Raw genomic sequence first — 15,769 nt, 5'->3', positions numbered from 1 at the left:
TGACGTCAGATCCGCTCGTAGACGACAAAGCTGAACCAGAGGTCGCTGGCTTCGTCATGGTGGCGCTCGCGGCTGAGTTCGCGCCATTCGTCCCGGTCAAACTCGGGGAAGAAGGCATCGCCATCCACCGTGGTTTCCACCTCGGTGATGTACATGCGTGACACCTGCGCCAGGGTCTGTGCATAGATCTCGGCGCCACCGATGATCAGGGCCTCGTCCTGGGCGTTCACCACGGCCACGGCTTCGGCCAGTGCCAGGGCGGCTTCCAGCGAGTGCACCACGCGTATGCCGATGGGGCCATCCCAGTCCGGGTTGCGGGTCACCACGATGTTGGTGCGGTTGGGCAGCGGTCGACCCAGCGAGTCGAAGGTGGTGCGGCCCATGACGATGGCCTTGCCGCTGGTGACGCGCTTGAAATACTGCAGATCGGCCGGCAGGCGCCAGGGCAGCGCGTTGCCGATGCCGATGCAGCGCGCGCGGTCCATGGCCACGATCAGAGCCAGACGCACGGTATCGTCGGGCAGCGCGGCGTAGTCCTCGCCATCGGTGCCGGTCAGGGTGTGGTCGGTGGGCTGGGTGGTCATCGTGCTGGCTCCTAGACCGCGACCTTGCCGGGAATGTGCGGATGCGCCTCGTAGCCTTCCAGCGTGAAGTCCTCGTAGCGGAAGGCGAACAGGTCCTTGACGTCCGGGTTGAGCCTCATCACCGGCAGCGTCAGCGGGTCGCGGGCCAGCTGCAGATCGCTCTGCTCGAGGTGGTTGCTGTACAGGTGGCAGTCGCCGCCGGTCCAGACGAACTCGCCCGGCTGCAGGTCGCAGACCTGCGCCACCATCAGCGTCAGCAGCGCGTAGCTGGCGATGTTGAATGGCACGCCGAGGAAGATGTCGGCCGAGCGCTGGTAGAGCTGGCAGCTGAGCTTGCCATCGGCGACATAGAACTGGAACAGCGCATGGCAGGGCGGCAGCGCCATCTCGTCAACCAGCGCCGGATTCCAGGCGCTGACGATGAGTCGGCGCGAGTCCGGGTTGCGCCGGATCATCTCGACCACGTTGCTGATCTGGTCGATGTGGCGCCCGTCCGGCGCCGGCCAGGAGCGCCACTGGTAGCCGTAGACCGGGCCCAGATCGCCGTTGTCGTCGGCCCATTCATCCCAGATGCGCACCCCATTTTCCTTCAGGTAGCGGATGTTGGTGTCGCCGCTGAGAAACCACAGCAGTTCATGGATGATGGACTTCAGGTGCAGCTTCTTGGTGGTCAGCACCGGGAAGCCGTCGGCGAGATTGAAACGCATCTGGTGGCCGAACACGGAGTAGGTGCCGGTGCCGGTGCGGTCCTGCTTGAAGGTGCCTTCGTCGCGGGCACGGCGCATCAGGTCGAGGTACTGGCGCATGACTCAGCTCCGGCGCGGCGCATGCAGCGGGGCCTTGCGCTGGCGGTGGTAGGCAAGCCACAGCATGAGCAGGCCGGCAACGATCATCGGGGTGGTCAACATCTGGCCCTTGGTCATCCAGTCGAAGGCGACGAAGCCCTGGTCGCGGTCGGGCTCGCGGAAGAACTCCATGCTGAAGCGGGCCAGGCCGTAGCCGATCAGGAACAGGGCCGAGGGCGCCATGCGCGGTCGCGACTTGCCGGTGTAGATCCACAGCACGAGAAACAGCACCAGGCCTTCCAGCGCGGCCTGGTAGAGCTGCGACGGATGCCGCAGCAGACCGTCGACGTGCGGGAAGATCATCGCCAGCGGGAACGACGGATCGGTGACCGGGCGACCCCAGAGCTCGCCGCCGATGAAATTGCCGATGCGGCCGAAGAACAGGCCGGGCGGCACCAGCGGCGCGATGAAGTCGGTGACCTCGAACCAGCCCAGCTTGTACTGGCGGGCGAACAGGATCATGGCGATGAGCACGCCGATGAAGCCGCCGTGGAAACTCATGCCGCCCTCCCAGACGCGCAGCGCCCAGAGCGGATCATTGAGCAGGCGGTCGAAGCCGTAGAACAGCACGTAGCCGAGGCGGCCGCCGATGACCACGCCCATGGCGCCGTAGAACACCAGATCGGAGACGTGCTCGCTGGTCCAGCCCATGCGTTTCGCGCGCCAGACAGCCAGGCCGTAGGCGGTGGTGAAGGCGAGCAGGTACATCAGGCCATACCAATGCACCTGGATTGGCCCTAGGCTAATGGCCACGGGATCGATTTGCGGATAGGTCAGCATGAGCCGTTCCAGAAAAAAACAGACGCTGAGCATACCCCAGACCGTGGCGATTTTGACCGCCTGTGTGGTGGCAACACCGGCATGGCATGGTCGCGTGCACATGCACGGAGTCCGTGCATGTGCCTGATCGCCTTTCACTGGCAGCCGGAGACCGGCAGCCTGCAGGTCTGGGCCAACCGTGACGAGTTCCATGCCCGCCCTGCGCAGGCCACGGCCTTCTGGCCCGAGGCGCCGGGTGTGCTGGCCGGCAAGGATCTGCTGCGTGGCGGCAGCTGGATGGGGGTGACCCGCAACGGCCGCTTCGCGGCATTGACCAATTACCGTGATCCGAGAGCCGTGCCTGGCGAGCGTTCACGCGGCGAGCTGATCAGCGGCTTCCTGACCTCTTCGGACTCTGCAGCAAGTTATGCCGAACGCGTCCAGAGCGATTTGGACGGCTACGGCGGGTTTTCCCTGCTGGTCTGCGATGGCCACGCGCTGTGGCTGGCCGGCACTCATGAGGAGGCGGCATCGGCGGTGCCGGCGGGCTGGCACGGGCTGTCCAATGCGCGACTCGACACGCCATGGCCCAAGCTGACGCGTCTGGTGGCACTGGCCAGGCAGCTGGCGGACAGCGATGACGCCGGACGGCAGCTGGACATCCTGTGTGATGACGAGGTGCCGGATGAGACCATGCTGCCGGATACCGGGGTCGGACAGCTGTGGGAGCGTCTGCTGGCGCCGATCTGCATACGCTCGCCGGCTTACGGCACGCGCAATTCGACCTGGCTGCGCATCACGCCGGATTCCGTGCGCTGGGAGGAGCGCCTGCATCCGGGCGAGGAGCGCCTGAGTTTCAGCTGGTCACGACAGTCGTGACCGGGGTCTGGCTCAGGCCTGGCTGCGTGCCTGGTTCTGCGGCCGAACCAGATCGATGAGGCCGAGCTCGGTCATTTCCTGCTCGACGGCGGCACGAATCAGCTCGGGCCGGTCAAAGGCCAGAACCCGGTCAAGCAGTTCGCGGGCGCGCTGCATGGGCACGTGGCAGATGGCCTTGCGAACCTTGAGCAGGTTGCTGGCGCTCATCGACAGGGCATCGAAACCCATGGCCATGAGCAGGATGGCGGTACCCGGGTCGCCGGCCATTTCGCCGCAGATGCTCACCGTCTTGCCGACCCGGTGCACCTCGCCGACGACGTAGCGCACGGCGCGCAGCACGGCCGGGTGATAGGACGAGTACAGGTCGGCCACGCGCGGGTTGTTGCGATCCACGGCCAGCAGGTACTGGGTCAGGTCATTGGAGCCGATGCTGATGAAGTCGGCATGCTTGGCCAGGTCGGCAATCTGGATGATGGTCGCCGGCACCTCGACCATGACGCCGATGCGCGGCAGCGTGACCTCGTATTCCTTCTCCTCCTGCAGCTCGGCGACGGCGCGGTGGATCAGCGCCACGGCATCGATCACCTCGCTCACCGTGGTGACCATGGGCAGCAGGATCTGCAGGTTGTCCAGGCCGCTGGCGGCCTTGAGCATGGCGCGCACCTGCACCATGAAGATTTCCGGGTGGTCCAGGGTGATGCGGATGCCGCGCCAGCCCAGCGCCGGATTGTCCTCGCTGATGGGGAAGTAGGGCAGATCCTTGTCGCCGCCAATGTCCAGCGTGCGCATGGTCACCGGGCGCGGCGCGAAGGCCTCGAGCTGCTGGCGATAGATCTGGCGCTGCTCTTCCTCGCCGGGAAAGCGCTCGCGCAGCATGAAGGGAATTTCCGAGCGGTACAGGCCGACACCTTCGGCGCCGCGGTCCTTGGCGCGGGCGACATCGGCCATCAGACCGGTGTTCACGCACAGCGGGACGGCATGACCGTCGGGGGTGACCGCCTCGCGCTGCTTGTAGGCATCGAGGCCGGCAACCAGCTGCTGCTCTTCCTTGATGATGGCCTGGTAGCGCTTGCGCAGCACCCGCGACGGCTGCACGTAGATGCGGCCGAGGTAGGCGTCGACGATCATCTCGGCATCGTCGAGCGAGGTGATGGGCAGATCGCCGACGCCGACTACGGTCGGGATGCCCAGCGCCCGCGCCACGATCGCCATGTGCGAGTTCGCCGCGCCGGTCGCCGAGACCACGCCGCAGACCTTGTCCAGCGGTGCCTCCAGCAGCATGGCGGTGGAGATGTCCTCGCCGACCAGAATGCTGTTTTCCGGGAATTCGCGGGTTTCTTCCGCCTCCTGCTCCTGCAGCTGTGCCAGCAGGCGCAGGCCAAGGTCGCGCACGTCCGACATACGTTCGCGCAGGTAGGGGTCGTCCATGAGCGCGAAGTTCTGCATGTGCTCGTCGATGACTTCGCGTAGGGCGCCCTGGGCCCAGTTGCCGGCCTCGATGCGCTCGGCAATCTCGCCGCCGAGGGCGTTGTCGTCGAGCATGCGCAGGTAGACGTCGAAGAGCGCGCGCTCCTCCGGCATCAGGGTGTCGGCCATGCGCTCGTCGAGCGCCTCGACATCCTCGCGCACGGACTCCAGCGCCTTCTTCAGCAGGGCCAGCTCGGTGTCAATGTCCTCGACCGCGCGGTCCGGCACCTGCTCCAGGTCGGCGGGCGGATACAGCACCACGGCGCGGCCGAGCGTGACCCCGGATGCACCGGTGATGCCCTGGTAGGTCTGCGTGGCGGTGGCACGCGAGCTGCGCACCACCTCCATCTGGCCCAGCACCTTGGCGTGCGCAACCACGCCGGAGAGCTGGGCGGACAGGGTGACCATGAAGGCCACCTCGCCTTCGCCGAAGCGCCGGTTGTCGCGCTGCTGCACGACCAGCACGCCGAGCACCTTGCGCCGGTGCATGATGGGCACGCCGAGGAAGGCGTTGTAGCGTTCCTCGCCGGTTTCCGGGAAGTACAGGTAGCGAGGATGCGAGGCGGCATCCTGCAGGTTGATGGGCTCTTCACGGGAGGCGCAAAGGCCGACCAGGCCCTCGTCGAAGGTCATGCTGACCACGCCGATGGAATCGTGGTTGAAGCCCTCGTTGGCCATCAGCACCAGGCGCTCGGTGCGCTCGTCGAGCAGGTAGACCGAGCAGACCTCGGTGCCGGTGGCTTCGCGCACCGAGTGCACGAGCACGTCCAGCGCTGCCTGGAAGGTCGGCGCGGAGTCCACTTCGAGCACGATGCGACGAAGTGTTTCCAGCATGCTCGGCTCTGCGGAAATGGGCATGGCTCAGCGATTCCGTGGCGTGTTGATCACCGGCAGGCGCGGCAGCAGCTCCTTCAGGGCGCGACGATAGACATCGCGCTTGAATGACACCACCTGATCCAGCGGGTACCAGTAGCTGACCCAGCGCCAGCGGTCGAACTCGGCCGGCTTCTGCATGTCCAGGCGCACGCGCGATTCGGCGCCGACCAGCTTGAGCAGGAACCATTTCTGTTTCTGGCCGATGCACACCGGCGGCTTGTCGTTGCGGATGAACCGGCGCGGCAGCCGGTAGCGCAGCCAGCCACGGGTCTGCGCCAGCACTTTCACGTCCTGGCGCTCCAGGCCGATTTCTTCATGCAGCTCACGGTACATGGCCTGTTCCGGGGTTTCGCCATCGGCGATGCCGCCCTGGGGGAACTGCCAGGCATCGTGGCCGTAGCGGCGTGCCCACAGCACCTGGCCCTGGTCATTGGCCACAATGATGCCGACATTGGGTCGAAAGCCGTCGCCGTCGATCACGGGAGATTCCTTGAAAAACATTCAGTTATTGCTTCCATTACTACCTGAGCGGGGCCAGTGGGGCAAGGTCGGGCGCGGTTTTTTTGCCGAGCAGCCGCTATCATGTCGCTTTGGGCGCCATGCAAGGCGTCCGCAGTGCGCTGACCGTGAAGGATGATGCGATGACCCTGGCCCTGTTCGATCTCGACAACACGCTGCTTGCTGGCGACTCCGACCATGCCTGGGGCGACTTTCTGTCCCGGCACGGTCATGTCGATCGCGAGGCCTACCGGCTCGCCAACGACGGCTTCTACGCCGATTACAGGAACGGCACGCTGGATATCCGCGCTTACTGCGAGTTCGTGTTTGCCGTGCTTGCCGCCACCGATCGCGTCACCCTGGAGTCCTGGCGCGAGGCCTATCTGGCCGAGTGCGTCGAGCCCATGATCCAGCCCAGGGCGCTGGAGCTGCTGGCCTGGCACCGTGACCAGGGCCACCGGCTGGTCATCATCACGGCCACCAATCGCTTCGTCACCGAGCGCATCGCCACCCGCCATGGCGTCAGTGATCTGCTTGCCACCGAGCCGGAGCAGGATGAGGACGGCCGTTTCACCGGCCGCCTGGCGGGCACGCCCTGCTTCCAGGATGGCAAGGTTCAGCGTCTGCAGGCCTGGCTGGCCGAGCAGGGCGAGACACTGGAAGGCGCCTGGTTCTATTCGGACTCGCGCAATGACCTGCCCTTGCTGGAGGTGGTGACGAATCCGGTGGTGGTCGATGCCGACGAGGTGCTGACAGGCATCGCCAGCGAGCGCGGCTGGCCGCGGATCAGTCTGCGCGGATGACGCGTGTGCCGGTGACGACCAGCGTCACCGGCCGGTCCCAGGTCGCCACCGGCAGGGCATCTACCTGTTGCAGGTCATGTGCCAGCCCGATCAGGCGCGGCCGCCGTGGCCGTCTGTCCAGATCCGCCAGCAGGCGGTCATAGAAGCCGCCACCCATGCCCAGACGCTGGCCGCGTGCATCAAAGCCCACCAGGGGGAGCAGAATGGCGTCCAGCTGCCAGGCCGCTCGCCGCGTCCGGTTGCGCGGCTCCCGCAAGCCGTAGGCATTGGTCTGCCAGTGTCGGCCCGGATGATGACGAGGTGACCGGCGCGCACCGGCCGGGCGGCCGGGGTGTCGCGCGAAATGCATGCCCGGAGCGGATGCGGCCGGCCGCCGTGCCAGTACCGGCAGCCAGACCGTGGCGCCGCGCCGCAGGATGACATCGAGAAAGGCGGCCGGATCGATTTCGCCGTCGCTGGCCACGTAGGCCGCAAGGTGGCTGCCCCGTCTCAGGCCGGGCAGGCGCAGCAGCTGCCGGCACAGGGTGCGCGCGGCGTGCGCCTGCGCGGTCGGGGTCAGGGCGCGGCGACGCGCGCGCAACTCTCGTCGCAGCTGCTGGCGCAGGCGTTGCTGGTCATGGGAAAGCGACGGGGTGTCGGGATGCATCCGGAAGTGGTCTCCGAAGGTGCCGCTGCTCATCATTTCCCTTGAACCCAGGAGGTTCAAGGGGGAGGCGGCGCTCTCATTTAAGGCTTTCCGACGGGCGGACATGCACACCACGAAAGACGAACGCATCCCATAAGGTAGAAGCATCGGCTCAGGGGATCAGACAAGCTGGCGAACACCCCAGAGAGGGTTCCAGTATAAGGCAGGCCTGCCCCGGCACAAGCCGGCAAAAGGTTATAAGTTGTGGTGCTTTCAGACCAGATTGGTTTCCGCCGTCTCGGCGAGAGCATTTTCCATGCGCTTCAGCAGGGTCGCGATGTCGGCACTGGACACGTTCTCGCCCTGGCTCTGCTGGCGCAGGGCGAGCAGCTCGTGACTGATGTTGAGGGCGGCGATGACGGCGATGCGGTCCAGTCCCATGATCTTGCCGCTGCCACGGATCTCGCGCATCTTGCGGTCCAGGTAGTTGGCGGCCCGGCGCAGGTTGTCCTGCTCGCTGGGCGGGCAGGCGATCTTGTAGGCCTTGTCGAGGATGAACACATCCAGCGTGCTGACGTCCTGGCTCATGCCTGGGGGCTCCGTGCCGGCGTGCGGCTCATGATTGGGCTTCCAGCGCACGCAGGCGCAGGATGATGGCTTCGACACGTGCGCGCGCCTGCTCGTTCTTGCGCTGCAGGTCGTCGCGATCGGCCAGCAGCTGGGCATTCTGCACGTGCAGGGCGTGGTTTTCCCGGTGCAGCTGGCGCAGGCGCTGGACGAGATGATCGACCTGCCGGCTGAGCGCCTGGTAGTCCTGTTCGAGCATGTGCCGTTCGCTCTCAAGAGTTTGAGCGGCTACTATAGGTTGCCGTGTCCAATGCTGCCAAGAGGTCTCCCCATGCAAGCCGCTGAAGTCCCCACTCTCGAGTCGCTGAGCCTGCTGCTGCAGCGTTCGCAGGCGGATTGCTCGGCGTCGGAATTCCATGGCGTGCTGACCGGCATGCTGGCAGGTGGCGCCCGACTCAACCGGGGTGCGCTGATGAAGTCGCTGGAAGCGCATGCCGATACCAGTGCGGCCTTTGACGAGCCTGCCATTGCCGGGCTCTGGCAGCTGCAGCTGAAGACGCTGGAGGATCTCGGCGCGGATGACCTGATGTTCCGGCCCCTGCTGCCTGACGACGAGGAGTCGCTGGCGGATCGCGTGGTGGCGCTGGGCGATTTCTGTCGCGGTCTACTCGCCGGCTTCGGTCTGACGGCCTCTGCCAGCCATCCGGCGCTGGCCATGGAGTCGGTGCGCGAGATCCTGCAGGACCTGGTCAGCATTGCCCAGGTCGACAGCGTCGACGAGGCTGACGAGGAAGGCGAGATCGCCTATGCCGAGCTGCACGAGTTCGTGCGTCTGGGCGTGATTCACCTGTTCGAGGAATTGGCGCCGCGCGAGGAGCATGCGCATGATGCCGCCGATCCCGCACCTACCGTGCATTGAGGAGCGCCTGGCCAGATGTCCGTGACCTGGAGTTCATTGCTGGATCCTGCCGAATTCGCCCGCCGTCGTGCTCGCCTCATGCAGGCAGTCGGGCCGGATGGCGTGGTACTGGTGCCGGCGGCCCCGCCCCTGCGCCGCAACCGCGATACCGAATACCGTTACCGCCAGGATTCCGACTTCTATTACCTCTCCGCCTTTCCTGAGCCGCATGCCCTGCTGGTGCTGCTGCCCGGGCGCCCGGAGGGCGAGTTCGTGCTGTTCTGCCAGCCGCGTGATCGCGAGATGGAGATCTGGAACGGCTACCGTGCTGGTCCCGAAGGCGCGCGGACCCTGTTTGGCGCTGACCAGGCCTTTGTCATCGGCGAGGCTGATCAGCGCCTGCCCGAGCTGCTTGCCGGTCGTCGCGTGGTCTACGCGCCGCAGGGCAGCCAGCCGGCATTCGATGCGCAGCTGACAGGCTGGCTCTCGGCCGTGCGTGCCAAGACCCGTGCCGGCATTGCCGCGCCGGTGGCCTGGCAGCTGCTCGACAGCGTCCTGCATCCGTTGCGCCTGCTCAAGTCCGATGCCGAGCTGGGCGTCATGCAGCGCGCCGCCGACCTCAGTGCCGAGGCGCACCGCCGGGCCATGCAAGCAGCGGCACCGGGTCGTTTCGAATACGAGCTGGAGGCGGAGCTGCTGCACACCTTTGCGCGTCACGGCTGCACTGCGCCCGCCTACGGCAGCATTGTCGGCGGCGGTGCCAACGCCTGCGTGCTGCACTACACGGAAAACAACCGCCCGCTCCATGACGGCGATCTGGTGCTGATCGATGCCGGTGGCGAGCTCGACCACTATGCGGCGGACATCACTCGCACCTTTCCCGTCAATGGCCGCTTCTCGGCGCCCCAGAAGGCGCTCTACGAGGTCGTGCTGGCGGCGCAGCTGGCTGCCATCGCGGCCGTGCAGCCGGGCGCCAGCTGGCAGGCGCCGCATGAGGCTGCCGTGCGGGTGCTGACCGAGGGCCTGCTGCGTCTGGGCCTGCTCAGCGGCGAGGTGGATGCGCTGATTGCCGCCGGCGCCTATCGCCGCTTCTACATGCACCGCACCGGCCACTGGCTGGGCATGGACGTGCATGACGTTGGCGAGTACCAGCTCGATGGCCAGTGGCGTCCGCTGCAGCCGGGCATGGTGCTCACCGTCGAGCCCGGTCTCTATGTCGCGCCCGATGACGACAGCGTGGATGCGCAGTGGCGCGGCATCGGCATCCGCATCGAGGACGATGTGGTGGTCACGCCGGAGGGCTGCCGCGTGCTGACCGCCGCGGCGCCCAAGTCGGTGGCTGACATCGAGGCGCTGATGGCGGCGGATCGCGCTGCCGGGGTGGCGGCCTGATGACCGTTGACAGGCAGACGGCAGCGCCGGAACAGGCTGACATCGTCATTGTCGGTGGTGGCATGGTGGGCGTCACGCTGGGGCTGTGCCTGGCGCAGCAACTGCCGCAGCGCCGCGTGGTACTGCTCGAGCAGGCGACATTGCCGGCCGTGCAGCCCGGTCAGCCGCTGCCCTATGCAGCGACCTTCGATGCCCGCAACACGGCGCTGTCGCGCCGTACCATCCAGGCCTTCACCGATCTCGGTCTGTGGCAGCGGCTGCAGCCGCATGCCACGCCGATTCGGCACATACATGTCTCCGATCGCGGTCATTTCGGTTTTGCCCGTCTCAATGCCGAGGACGAGCAGGTCGAGAGCTTCGGACAGGTCATCGAGAATGCCTGGCTGGGTGTGGTGCTGCTGGCGGCACTGCGTGACTGCCCGTCGGTCTCCGTCCGTGACGGGGTCAGCGTCACCGGTCTGACGCGTGAGCCCGAGCGGATCACGGTGCGTGGGCGTCAGGGTGATGCCGAGCTGGTCATCCAGGCGCCCTTGCTGATTGCCGCTGACGGCACCGGGTCGCCCTGCCGGGACTGGCTGGGCCTGGGCGCACGTCGTCATGACTACACCCAGACGGCGCTGGTGACCACGGTGGCGACTTCCCTGCCGCATGCTCAGGTCGCCTACGAGCGCTTCTCGGCGCAGGGCCCGATTGCCCTGCTGCCGCTGCCGGACCTGCCTGGCGAGCCGGTGCAGACCCGGCGCTCGCTGGTCTGGGCGCTGCCGCCGGCGGATGCCGAGCGCATGATGGCGCTGGATGACGCCGCGTTCCTGCAGGCGCTGCAGACCGCTTTCGGCGGCCGCGCCGGGCGCTTCCGCCGTGTCGGTCGTCGTCAGGCCTGGCCGTTGCAGCTGATGGTGGCTGATCAGCAGGTGGTGCCGCGTGCCGTGGTGCTGGGCAATGCCGCACACAGCCTGCACCCGGTGGCCGGGCAGGGCTTCAACCTCTGCCTGCGTGACATCCTGGTGCTGGTTCAGGAGCTGGTGGCGGCCGATGCCGCCGGCCAGGATCCGGGCGATCTGTCGCTGCTGCGTCGCTACGAGCAGATGCGCCTGGAGGATCAGCGCCAGATCATCCGCTTCTCCGACACGCTGGTGCGCGGCTTCTCCACCAGCAATCCCCTGCTTGCCGTGTTGCGAAATGCCGGTCTGGTCGGCTTCGATCTGCTGCCGGGCGCCAAGCCTGCGCTGGCGCGTTATGCCATGGGACTGAGTCATGTCTGAGCAGCGGCCGTTTGATGTCGTGGTGGTGGGCGCCGGCATGGTCGGCAGCCTGTTCACCCTGCTGCTGTTGCAGGATCCGCAGCTGGCCGGGCTGCGCGTGGCGGTGGTCGAGGCCGAGCCCTTGCGCGACTGGAGCAACACGGGCGAGTTCGATCCCCGGGTGTCGGCACTGACGCCGGCGTCGCTGGCGCTGATTGCCGCCGCAGGCTGCGGTCCGGCATTCGCCGAACTGCGCCAGTGTGCCTATACCGACATGCGGGTGTGGGATGCCGACGGTACGGGCAGCGTGCATTTCCAGGCACGCGATGCCGGCTTGCCGCACCTTGGCGTGCTGGTCGAGAACGCGGCCTTACAGTCGCTGCTGACCCGAGCGCTGGTGCAGCGGCCGCAGGTGAGCTGGCTGGGCCCGCAGCGCTGGCAGAGCCTGGAGCGTCTGGCTGGCGGACGCTGGCGTCTGGTGCTGGCGGATGGCGCCGTGCTGGAGACCGGCTGTCTGGTGGCTGCTGACGGTCCGTTGTCGCCGATTCGCGAGGCCGCCGGCATTGCGGTTGACAGCCATGATTACCACCAGCGTGCGCTGGTGTGCATCGCGCGCACCGAGCAGCCGCATCAGATGACGGCCTGGCAGCGCTTTCTGCCGGGCGGGCCGCTGGCCTTCCTGCCACTGTCCGATGTCCATCACTGTGCCGTCGTCTGGTCGCTGCCGGAGGCCGAGGCGGGTGCGCTGGGCGAGCTTGACGACGCGAATTTCCGTCAGCGACTGGAGCAGGCCCTTGAATCTCGTCTGGGCACCGTTGCGGCCGTCGGAGCGCGCTATGCATTCCCCTTGCGCGCACGTCATGCTCGCGACTATTGCCTGCCCGGGCTGGCACTGATCGGGGATGCAGCCCACAGCATCCATCCGCTCGCTGGTCAGGGCGTCAACATCGGCTTGCAGGATGCCGCCGTGCTGGCGCGTGAAATGCAGGCGGCGGCCGGTTCGCGCTTGCCGCTGGCCCATGCCAGGGTGTTGTCGCGCTATCAGCGCCAGCGGCGAGGTGACAATGCGTTGACGCTGCATGCGATGACCGGCTTCCAGCGCCTGTTCGGTGCGTCCGATGCCATGCTGAGGGTGCTGCGCAACCAGGGGATGCGCTGGTTTGATCGCAGCGGGCCGCTGAAACGGCAGGTCGTGCGCCTGGCGACCGGGCGATAGTTGCAAAAGGGGCGGTACGGCACGTCGGTTTTCTTAGACCTTATGACCGTAGTCGCCCTGTGGAAATCCGACCGCTGTGCGCGTATCCTTCGCGCGGGTCGACGGACACCCGGCATCAGGCCGCTGTGTTCTGCTTGGTTTGGGGTCTGAGGAGTTCGCCATGACTGCTGGCGTGTCAGAAACTGCACAGTACTGGGCCCTGGGAATTTTCTTCCTGGGCATCATCGGCATGTGCGCCTTCATGTTGGCTGCGCCGTATTTCCTCGGCGGGCGTGCCTGGGGCCGTGCCAAGAACGAGCCGTTCGAATCCGGCATCGTGTCGCAGGGCGGTGCGCGCATCCGTGTCTCGGCCAAGTTCTATCTGGTCGCCATGTTCTTCGTCATCTTCGATGTCGAAGCCCTGTTCCTGTTTGCCTACGCGATTTCCGTGCGCGAGTCGGGTTGGACGGGCTTCATCGAAGTCGTCATCTTCATCGTGGTTCTGCTCGTCGGCCTGTTCTATCTCTGGCGCGTCGGTGGCCTCGACTGGGCACCTGAAGCCCGCAAGCGTCGTCTGGCGGCACGCCAGACCCCGCCGTCTGATCAGTGAGCGAGTCCGGCATGAAATACACCCTGACCAAGATTGATCCGAACGCCCCGGTGTTTCCGCCGGCCAAGGAAACCGTAGGCGATCCGCTCCAGGAAGAGGGCAAGAACAGCATCTTCCTCGGCAAGCTCGAGGACATGCTGCATGGCGCCGTGAACTGGGGCCGCAAGAACTCGCTGTGGCCGTACAACTTCGGCCTGTCCTGCTGCTACGTCGAAATGGCCACAGCCTTCACCGCGCCGCACGACCTCGCCCGTTTCGGTTCCGAAGTCATTCGTGCGTCACCGCGCCAGGCGGACGTCATGGTCATCGCCGGTACCTGCTTCATCAAGATGGCACCGGTCGTGCAGCGTCTCTACGAGCAGATGCTGGAGCCCAAGTGGGTGATCTCCATGGGCTCCTGCGCCAATTCCGGCGGCATGTACGACATCTATTCCGTGGTCCAGGGCGTCGACAAGTTCCTGCCGGTGGATGTCTACATTCCCGGCTGTCCGCCGCGTCCCGAGGCCTTCCTGCAGGCGCTGATGATTCTGCAGGACTCGATCGGCAAGGAACGCCGCCCCCTGTCATGGGTGGTGGGTGACCAGGGCGTGTATCGCCCGGACATGCCGTCCATGCGCGAGACCAAGCGCGACGAGCGCATCCAGGTCGTGAACCTGCGCACGCCGGACAGCGTCTGAGCGCTGCCGCAGGCAGACGACCGGACACGAACAGCAACTTTTTTGAGTGACGACGAATCCGATGGCCGACGACGTCCTGACTACCGAACACCCGCAGCAGACCCTGCCGGGCAGCGACCACGGCGTGGTGCGCGAGCTGCGTGCCCGCTTCGGTGACAACGCCTTTACCTTCCAGGCCACCCTTGATCGCGTGCCTACCTTGTGGGTGGCGCGCGAGCAGATCGTGGAGGTGCTGCGCTTCCTGAAGCAGCTGCCGCAGCCCTACCACATGCTCTACGACCTGTCGGCCGTGGACGAGCGTCTGCGCAGCCATCGCCATGGCCTGCCGGCGGCGGATTACACGGTGTTCTACCACCTTGTTTCCATCGGTCGCAATTCGGATGTCCGTCTCAAGGTTGCGCTGTCGGCATCGGATCTGCGTCTGCCGTCGTCGGTGCCGGTGTTCGCCAACGCCAACTGGTACGAGCGCGAGGTCATCGACCTCTTCGGCATCGAGTTCAGCGGCCATCCGACGCCGTACCGTCTGCTCATGCCGCGTACCTGGGAAGGCCATCCGCTGCGCAAGGACTATCCGGCGCGCGCCACCGAATTCGACCCGTTCAAGCTCACCGCCGCCCGTCAGGACGAGGAGCAGGAAGCGCTGCTGTTCCGGCCCGAAGAGTGGGGCATGAAGAAGCATTCGGCCGAGTCCGACTTCATGTTCCTCAACCTCGGCCCCAACCATCCGTCCGCGCACGGCGCCTTCCGCATCGTGCTGCAGCTCGATGGCGAAGAGATCCTCGACTGCGTGCCGGACATCGGCTACCACCACCGTGGTGCCGAGAAGATGGCCGAGCGCCAGACCTGGCACAGCTTCATCCCGTACACCGACCGCATCGACTACCTCGGCGGCGTAATGAACAACCTGCCCTACGTGCTGGCGGTCGAGCAGCTCGCCGGCATCGAGGCGCCGGCGCGTGCGCAGACCATCCGCGTGATGATGGCTGAATTCTTCCGCATCACCTCGCACCTGCTCTTCCTCGGCACCTACATCCAGGACATGGGCGGCATGACGCCGATCTTCTTCATGTTCTCGGACCGCAAGCGTGCCTACGATGTCATCGAGGCCATCACCGGCTTCCGCATGCATCCGGCCTGGTACCGCATCGGCGGCGTCGCCCATGACCTGCCGCAGGGCTGGGACCGTCTGGTGCGCGAGTTCCTGGACTGGATGCCCAAGCGTCTCAAGGAGTACGAGAAGGCCGCGATGCGCAACAGCGTGCTGAAGGCGCGTACCCAGGGCGTGGCCCAGTACAACAGCGCCCAGGCCATCGAGTGGGGTGTCACCGGCGCGGGTCTGCGCGCCACCGGCGTCGACTTCGACCTGCGCAAGGCGCGTCCGTATTCCGGCTACGAGAACTTCGACTTCGACGTGCCGCTGGCCCAGCATGGCGATGCCTATGACCGCGCCATGGTTCGCCTCGAGGAAATGCGCCAGTCGCTGCGCATCATCGAGCAGTGCCTGAAGAACATGCCGTCGGGACCGATCCGTGCCGATCATCCGCTGGCCGTGCCGCCCAACAAGGAGCGCACCCTGCAGGACATCGAAACGCTGATCCACCACTTCACCAGCGTGTCGTGGGGGCCGGTGATGCCGGCCGGCGAGGCCAGCTTCATGATCGAGGCCACCAAGGGCATCAACAGCTACTACCTGACCTCGGACAAGAGCACGATGAGCTACCGGACACGCATCCGCACGCCATCGTTCCCGCACCTGCAACAGATTCCTTCGGTGATTCGCGGCTCCATGATCGCGGACCTGATCGCCTATCTGGCTTCCATTGACTTCGTCATGGCCGACGTGGACCGCTGAC

At 66.2% G+C, this 15,769-nt stretch carries 17 protein-coding genes and 1 other RNA gene; 9 read left to right on the top strand and 9 right to left on the bottom strand.

Annotated elements, in window-relative coordinates:
• Positions 1-5: 5 nt before the first annotated feature.
• From F595_RS0101605 to lgt, 3 genes are all read right to left on the bottom strand, one after another.
• On the bottom strand, positions 6-509 hold the full coding sequence (locus F595_RS0101605; RefSeq protein WP_026913111.1) for a dihydrofolate reductase: 504 nt from the start codon (positions 507-509) through the stop codon (positions 6-8).
• Between the two features lie 86 nt (positions 510-595).
• Positions 596-1,390, bottom strand: a complete 795-nt coding sequence (locus F595_RS0101600) for a thymidylate synthase (protein WP_022955120.1) — start codon at positions 1,388-1,390, stop codon at positions 596-598.
• 3 nt (positions 1,391-1,393) lie between these two features.
• The gene (lgt, locus tag F595_RS0101595) at positions 1,394-2,209 is read right to left on the bottom strand and encodes a prolipoprotein diacylglyceryl transferase (RefSeq protein WP_022955119.1); all 816 of its coding nucleotides are present in this window, start codon (positions 2,207-2,209) and stop codon (positions 1,394-1,396) included.
• Positions 2,210-2,326: 117 nt separating this feature from the next.
• On the opposite strand from lgt, the gene F595_RS12230 reads away from it, so the two are divergent.
• On the top strand, positions 2,327-3,067 hold the full coding sequence (locus F595_RS12230) for an NRDE family protein (RefSeq protein ID WP_022955118.1): 741 nt from the start codon (positions 2,327-2,329) through the stop codon (positions 3,065-3,067).
• A gap of 12 nt (positions 3,068-3,079) precedes the next feature.
• On the opposite strand, the gene ptsP is transcribed toward F595_RS12230, so the two are convergent.
• Together ptsP and rppH are read right to left on the bottom strand one after the other, a co-directional pair.
• On the bottom strand, positions 3,080-5,368 hold the full coding sequence (ptsP, locus tag F595_RS0101585) for a phosphoenolpyruvate--protein phosphotransferase (protein WP_022955117.1): 2,289 nt from the start codon (positions 5,366-5,368) through the stop codon (positions 3,080-3,082).
• 27 nt (positions 5,369-5,395) lie between these two features.
• Entirely contained in the window at positions 5,396-5,890 is a 495-nt protein-coding gene (gene rppH / locus F595_RS0101580; protein ID WP_026913109.1) for an RNA pyrophosphohydrolase, read from the bottom strand.
• A 161-nt stretch (positions 5,891-6,051) separates the two neighbouring features.
• On the opposite strand from rppH, the gene F595_RS0101575 reads away from it, so the two are divergent.
• Positions 6,052-6,711 (top strand): histidinol-phosphatase, encoded by a 660-nt coding sequence (locus F595_RS0101575; protein ID WP_026913108.1) that lies wholly within the window; start codon positions 6,052-6,054, stop codon positions 6,709-6,711.
• On the opposite strand, the gene F595_RS12225 is transcribed toward F595_RS0101575, so the two are convergent.
• The 4 genes from F595_RS12225 to F595_RS0101560 form a co-directional block, all read right to left on the bottom strand.
• Entirely contained in the window at positions 6,695-7,357 is a 663-nt protein-coding gene (locus tag F595_RS12225; RefSeq protein WP_051144621.1) for a 5-formyltetrahydrofolate cyclo-ligase, read from the bottom strand. The genes F595_RS0101575 and F595_RS12225 overlap by 17 nt on opposite strands.
• Before the next feature lie 6 nt (positions 7,358-7,363).
• A non-coding RNA gene (gene ssrS, locus F595_RS14355) (6S RNA) lies at positions 7,364-7,547 on the bottom strand.
• Positions 7,548-7,609: 62 nt separating this feature from the next.
• The gene (locus F595_RS0101565) at positions 7,610-7,924 is read right to left on the bottom strand and encodes a cell division protein ZapA (protein ID WP_022955113.1); all 315 of its coding nucleotides are present in this window, start codon (positions 7,922-7,924) and stop codon (positions 7,610-7,612) included.
• Between the two features lie 28 nt (positions 7,925-7,952).
• A complete protein-coding gene (locus F595_RS0101560) occupies positions 7,953-8,162 on the bottom strand; it encodes a TIGR02449 family protein (protein ID WP_022955112.1) in 210 nt (69 codons plus the stop codon).
• Positions 8,163-8,234: 72 nt separating this feature from the next.
• Here F595_RS0101560 and F595_RS0101555 point away from each other — a divergent pair, with 72 nt between their 5' ends.
• The 7 genes from F595_RS0101555 (at position 8,235) to nuoC (ending at position 15,768) form a co-directional block, all read left to right on the top strand.
• Positions 8,235-8,822 carry a UPF0149 family protein gene (locus F595_RS0101555; protein ID WP_022955111.1) on the top strand — a complete coding sequence of 196 codons (588 nt, stop codon included), beginning with the start codon at positions 8,235-8,237 and terminating at the stop codon, positions 8,820-8,822.
• Between the two features lie 15 nt (positions 8,823-8,837).
• Positions 8,838-10,193, top strand: coding sequence for a Xaa-Pro aminopeptidase (gene pepP / locus F595_RS0101550; protein ID WP_022955110.1), 1,356 nt, complete (start codon positions 8,838-8,840; stop codon positions 10,191-10,193).
• Positions 10,193-11,455, top strand: a complete 1,263-nt coding sequence (gene ubiH, locus F595_RS0101545; protein WP_022955109.1) for a 2-octaprenyl-6-methoxyphenyl hydroxylase — start codon at positions 10,193-10,195, stop codon at positions 11,453-11,455. Before pepP ends, ubiH begins: the two co-directional genes overlap by 1 nt.
• Positions 11,448-12,650 carry an FAD-dependent monooxygenase gene (locus F595_RS0101540; RefSeq protein WP_022955108.1) on the top strand — a complete coding sequence of 401 codons (1,203 nt, stop codon included), beginning with the start codon at positions 11,448-11,450 and terminating at the stop codon, positions 12,648-12,650. Before ubiH ends, F595_RS0101540 begins: the two co-directional genes overlap by 8 nt.
• Before the next feature lie 160 nt (positions 12,651-12,810).
• Positions 12,811-13,239 (top strand): NADH-quinone oxidoreductase subunit A, encoded by a 429-nt coding sequence (gene ndhC / locus F595_RS0101535; RefSeq protein ID WP_022955107.1) that lies wholly within the window; start codon positions 12,811-12,813, stop codon positions 13,237-13,239.
• An 11-nt stretch (positions 13,240-13,250) separates the two neighbouring features.
• Positions 13,251-13,916: a NuoB/complex I 20 kDa subunit family protein gene (locus F595_RS0101530; protein ID WP_022955106.1), complete on the top strand. Its 666-nt coding sequence runs from the start codon at positions 13,251-13,253 to the stop codon at positions 13,914-13,916.
• Positions 13,917-13,977: 61 nt separating this feature from the next.
• Positions 13,978-15,768 carry an NADH-quinone oxidoreductase subunit C/D gene (gene nuoC, locus F595_RS0101525; protein WP_022955105.1) on the top strand — a complete coding sequence of 597 codons (1,791 nt, stop codon included), beginning with the start codon at positions 13,978-13,980 and terminating at the stop codon, positions 15,766-15,768.
• Position 15,769: the final 1 nt, after the last annotated feature.

Origin of the sequence: Perlucidibaca piscinae DSM 21586, from assembly GCF_000420045.1 — a bacterium.
Taxonomy (GTDB): Bacteria; Pseudomonadota; Gammaproteobacteria; order Pseudomonadales; family Moraxellaceae; genus Perlucidibaca; species Perlucidibaca piscinae.
The sequence above is the reverse complement of the archived record's forward strand: the minus strand, read 5'-3'. Positions and strand labels throughout refer to the sequence as shown.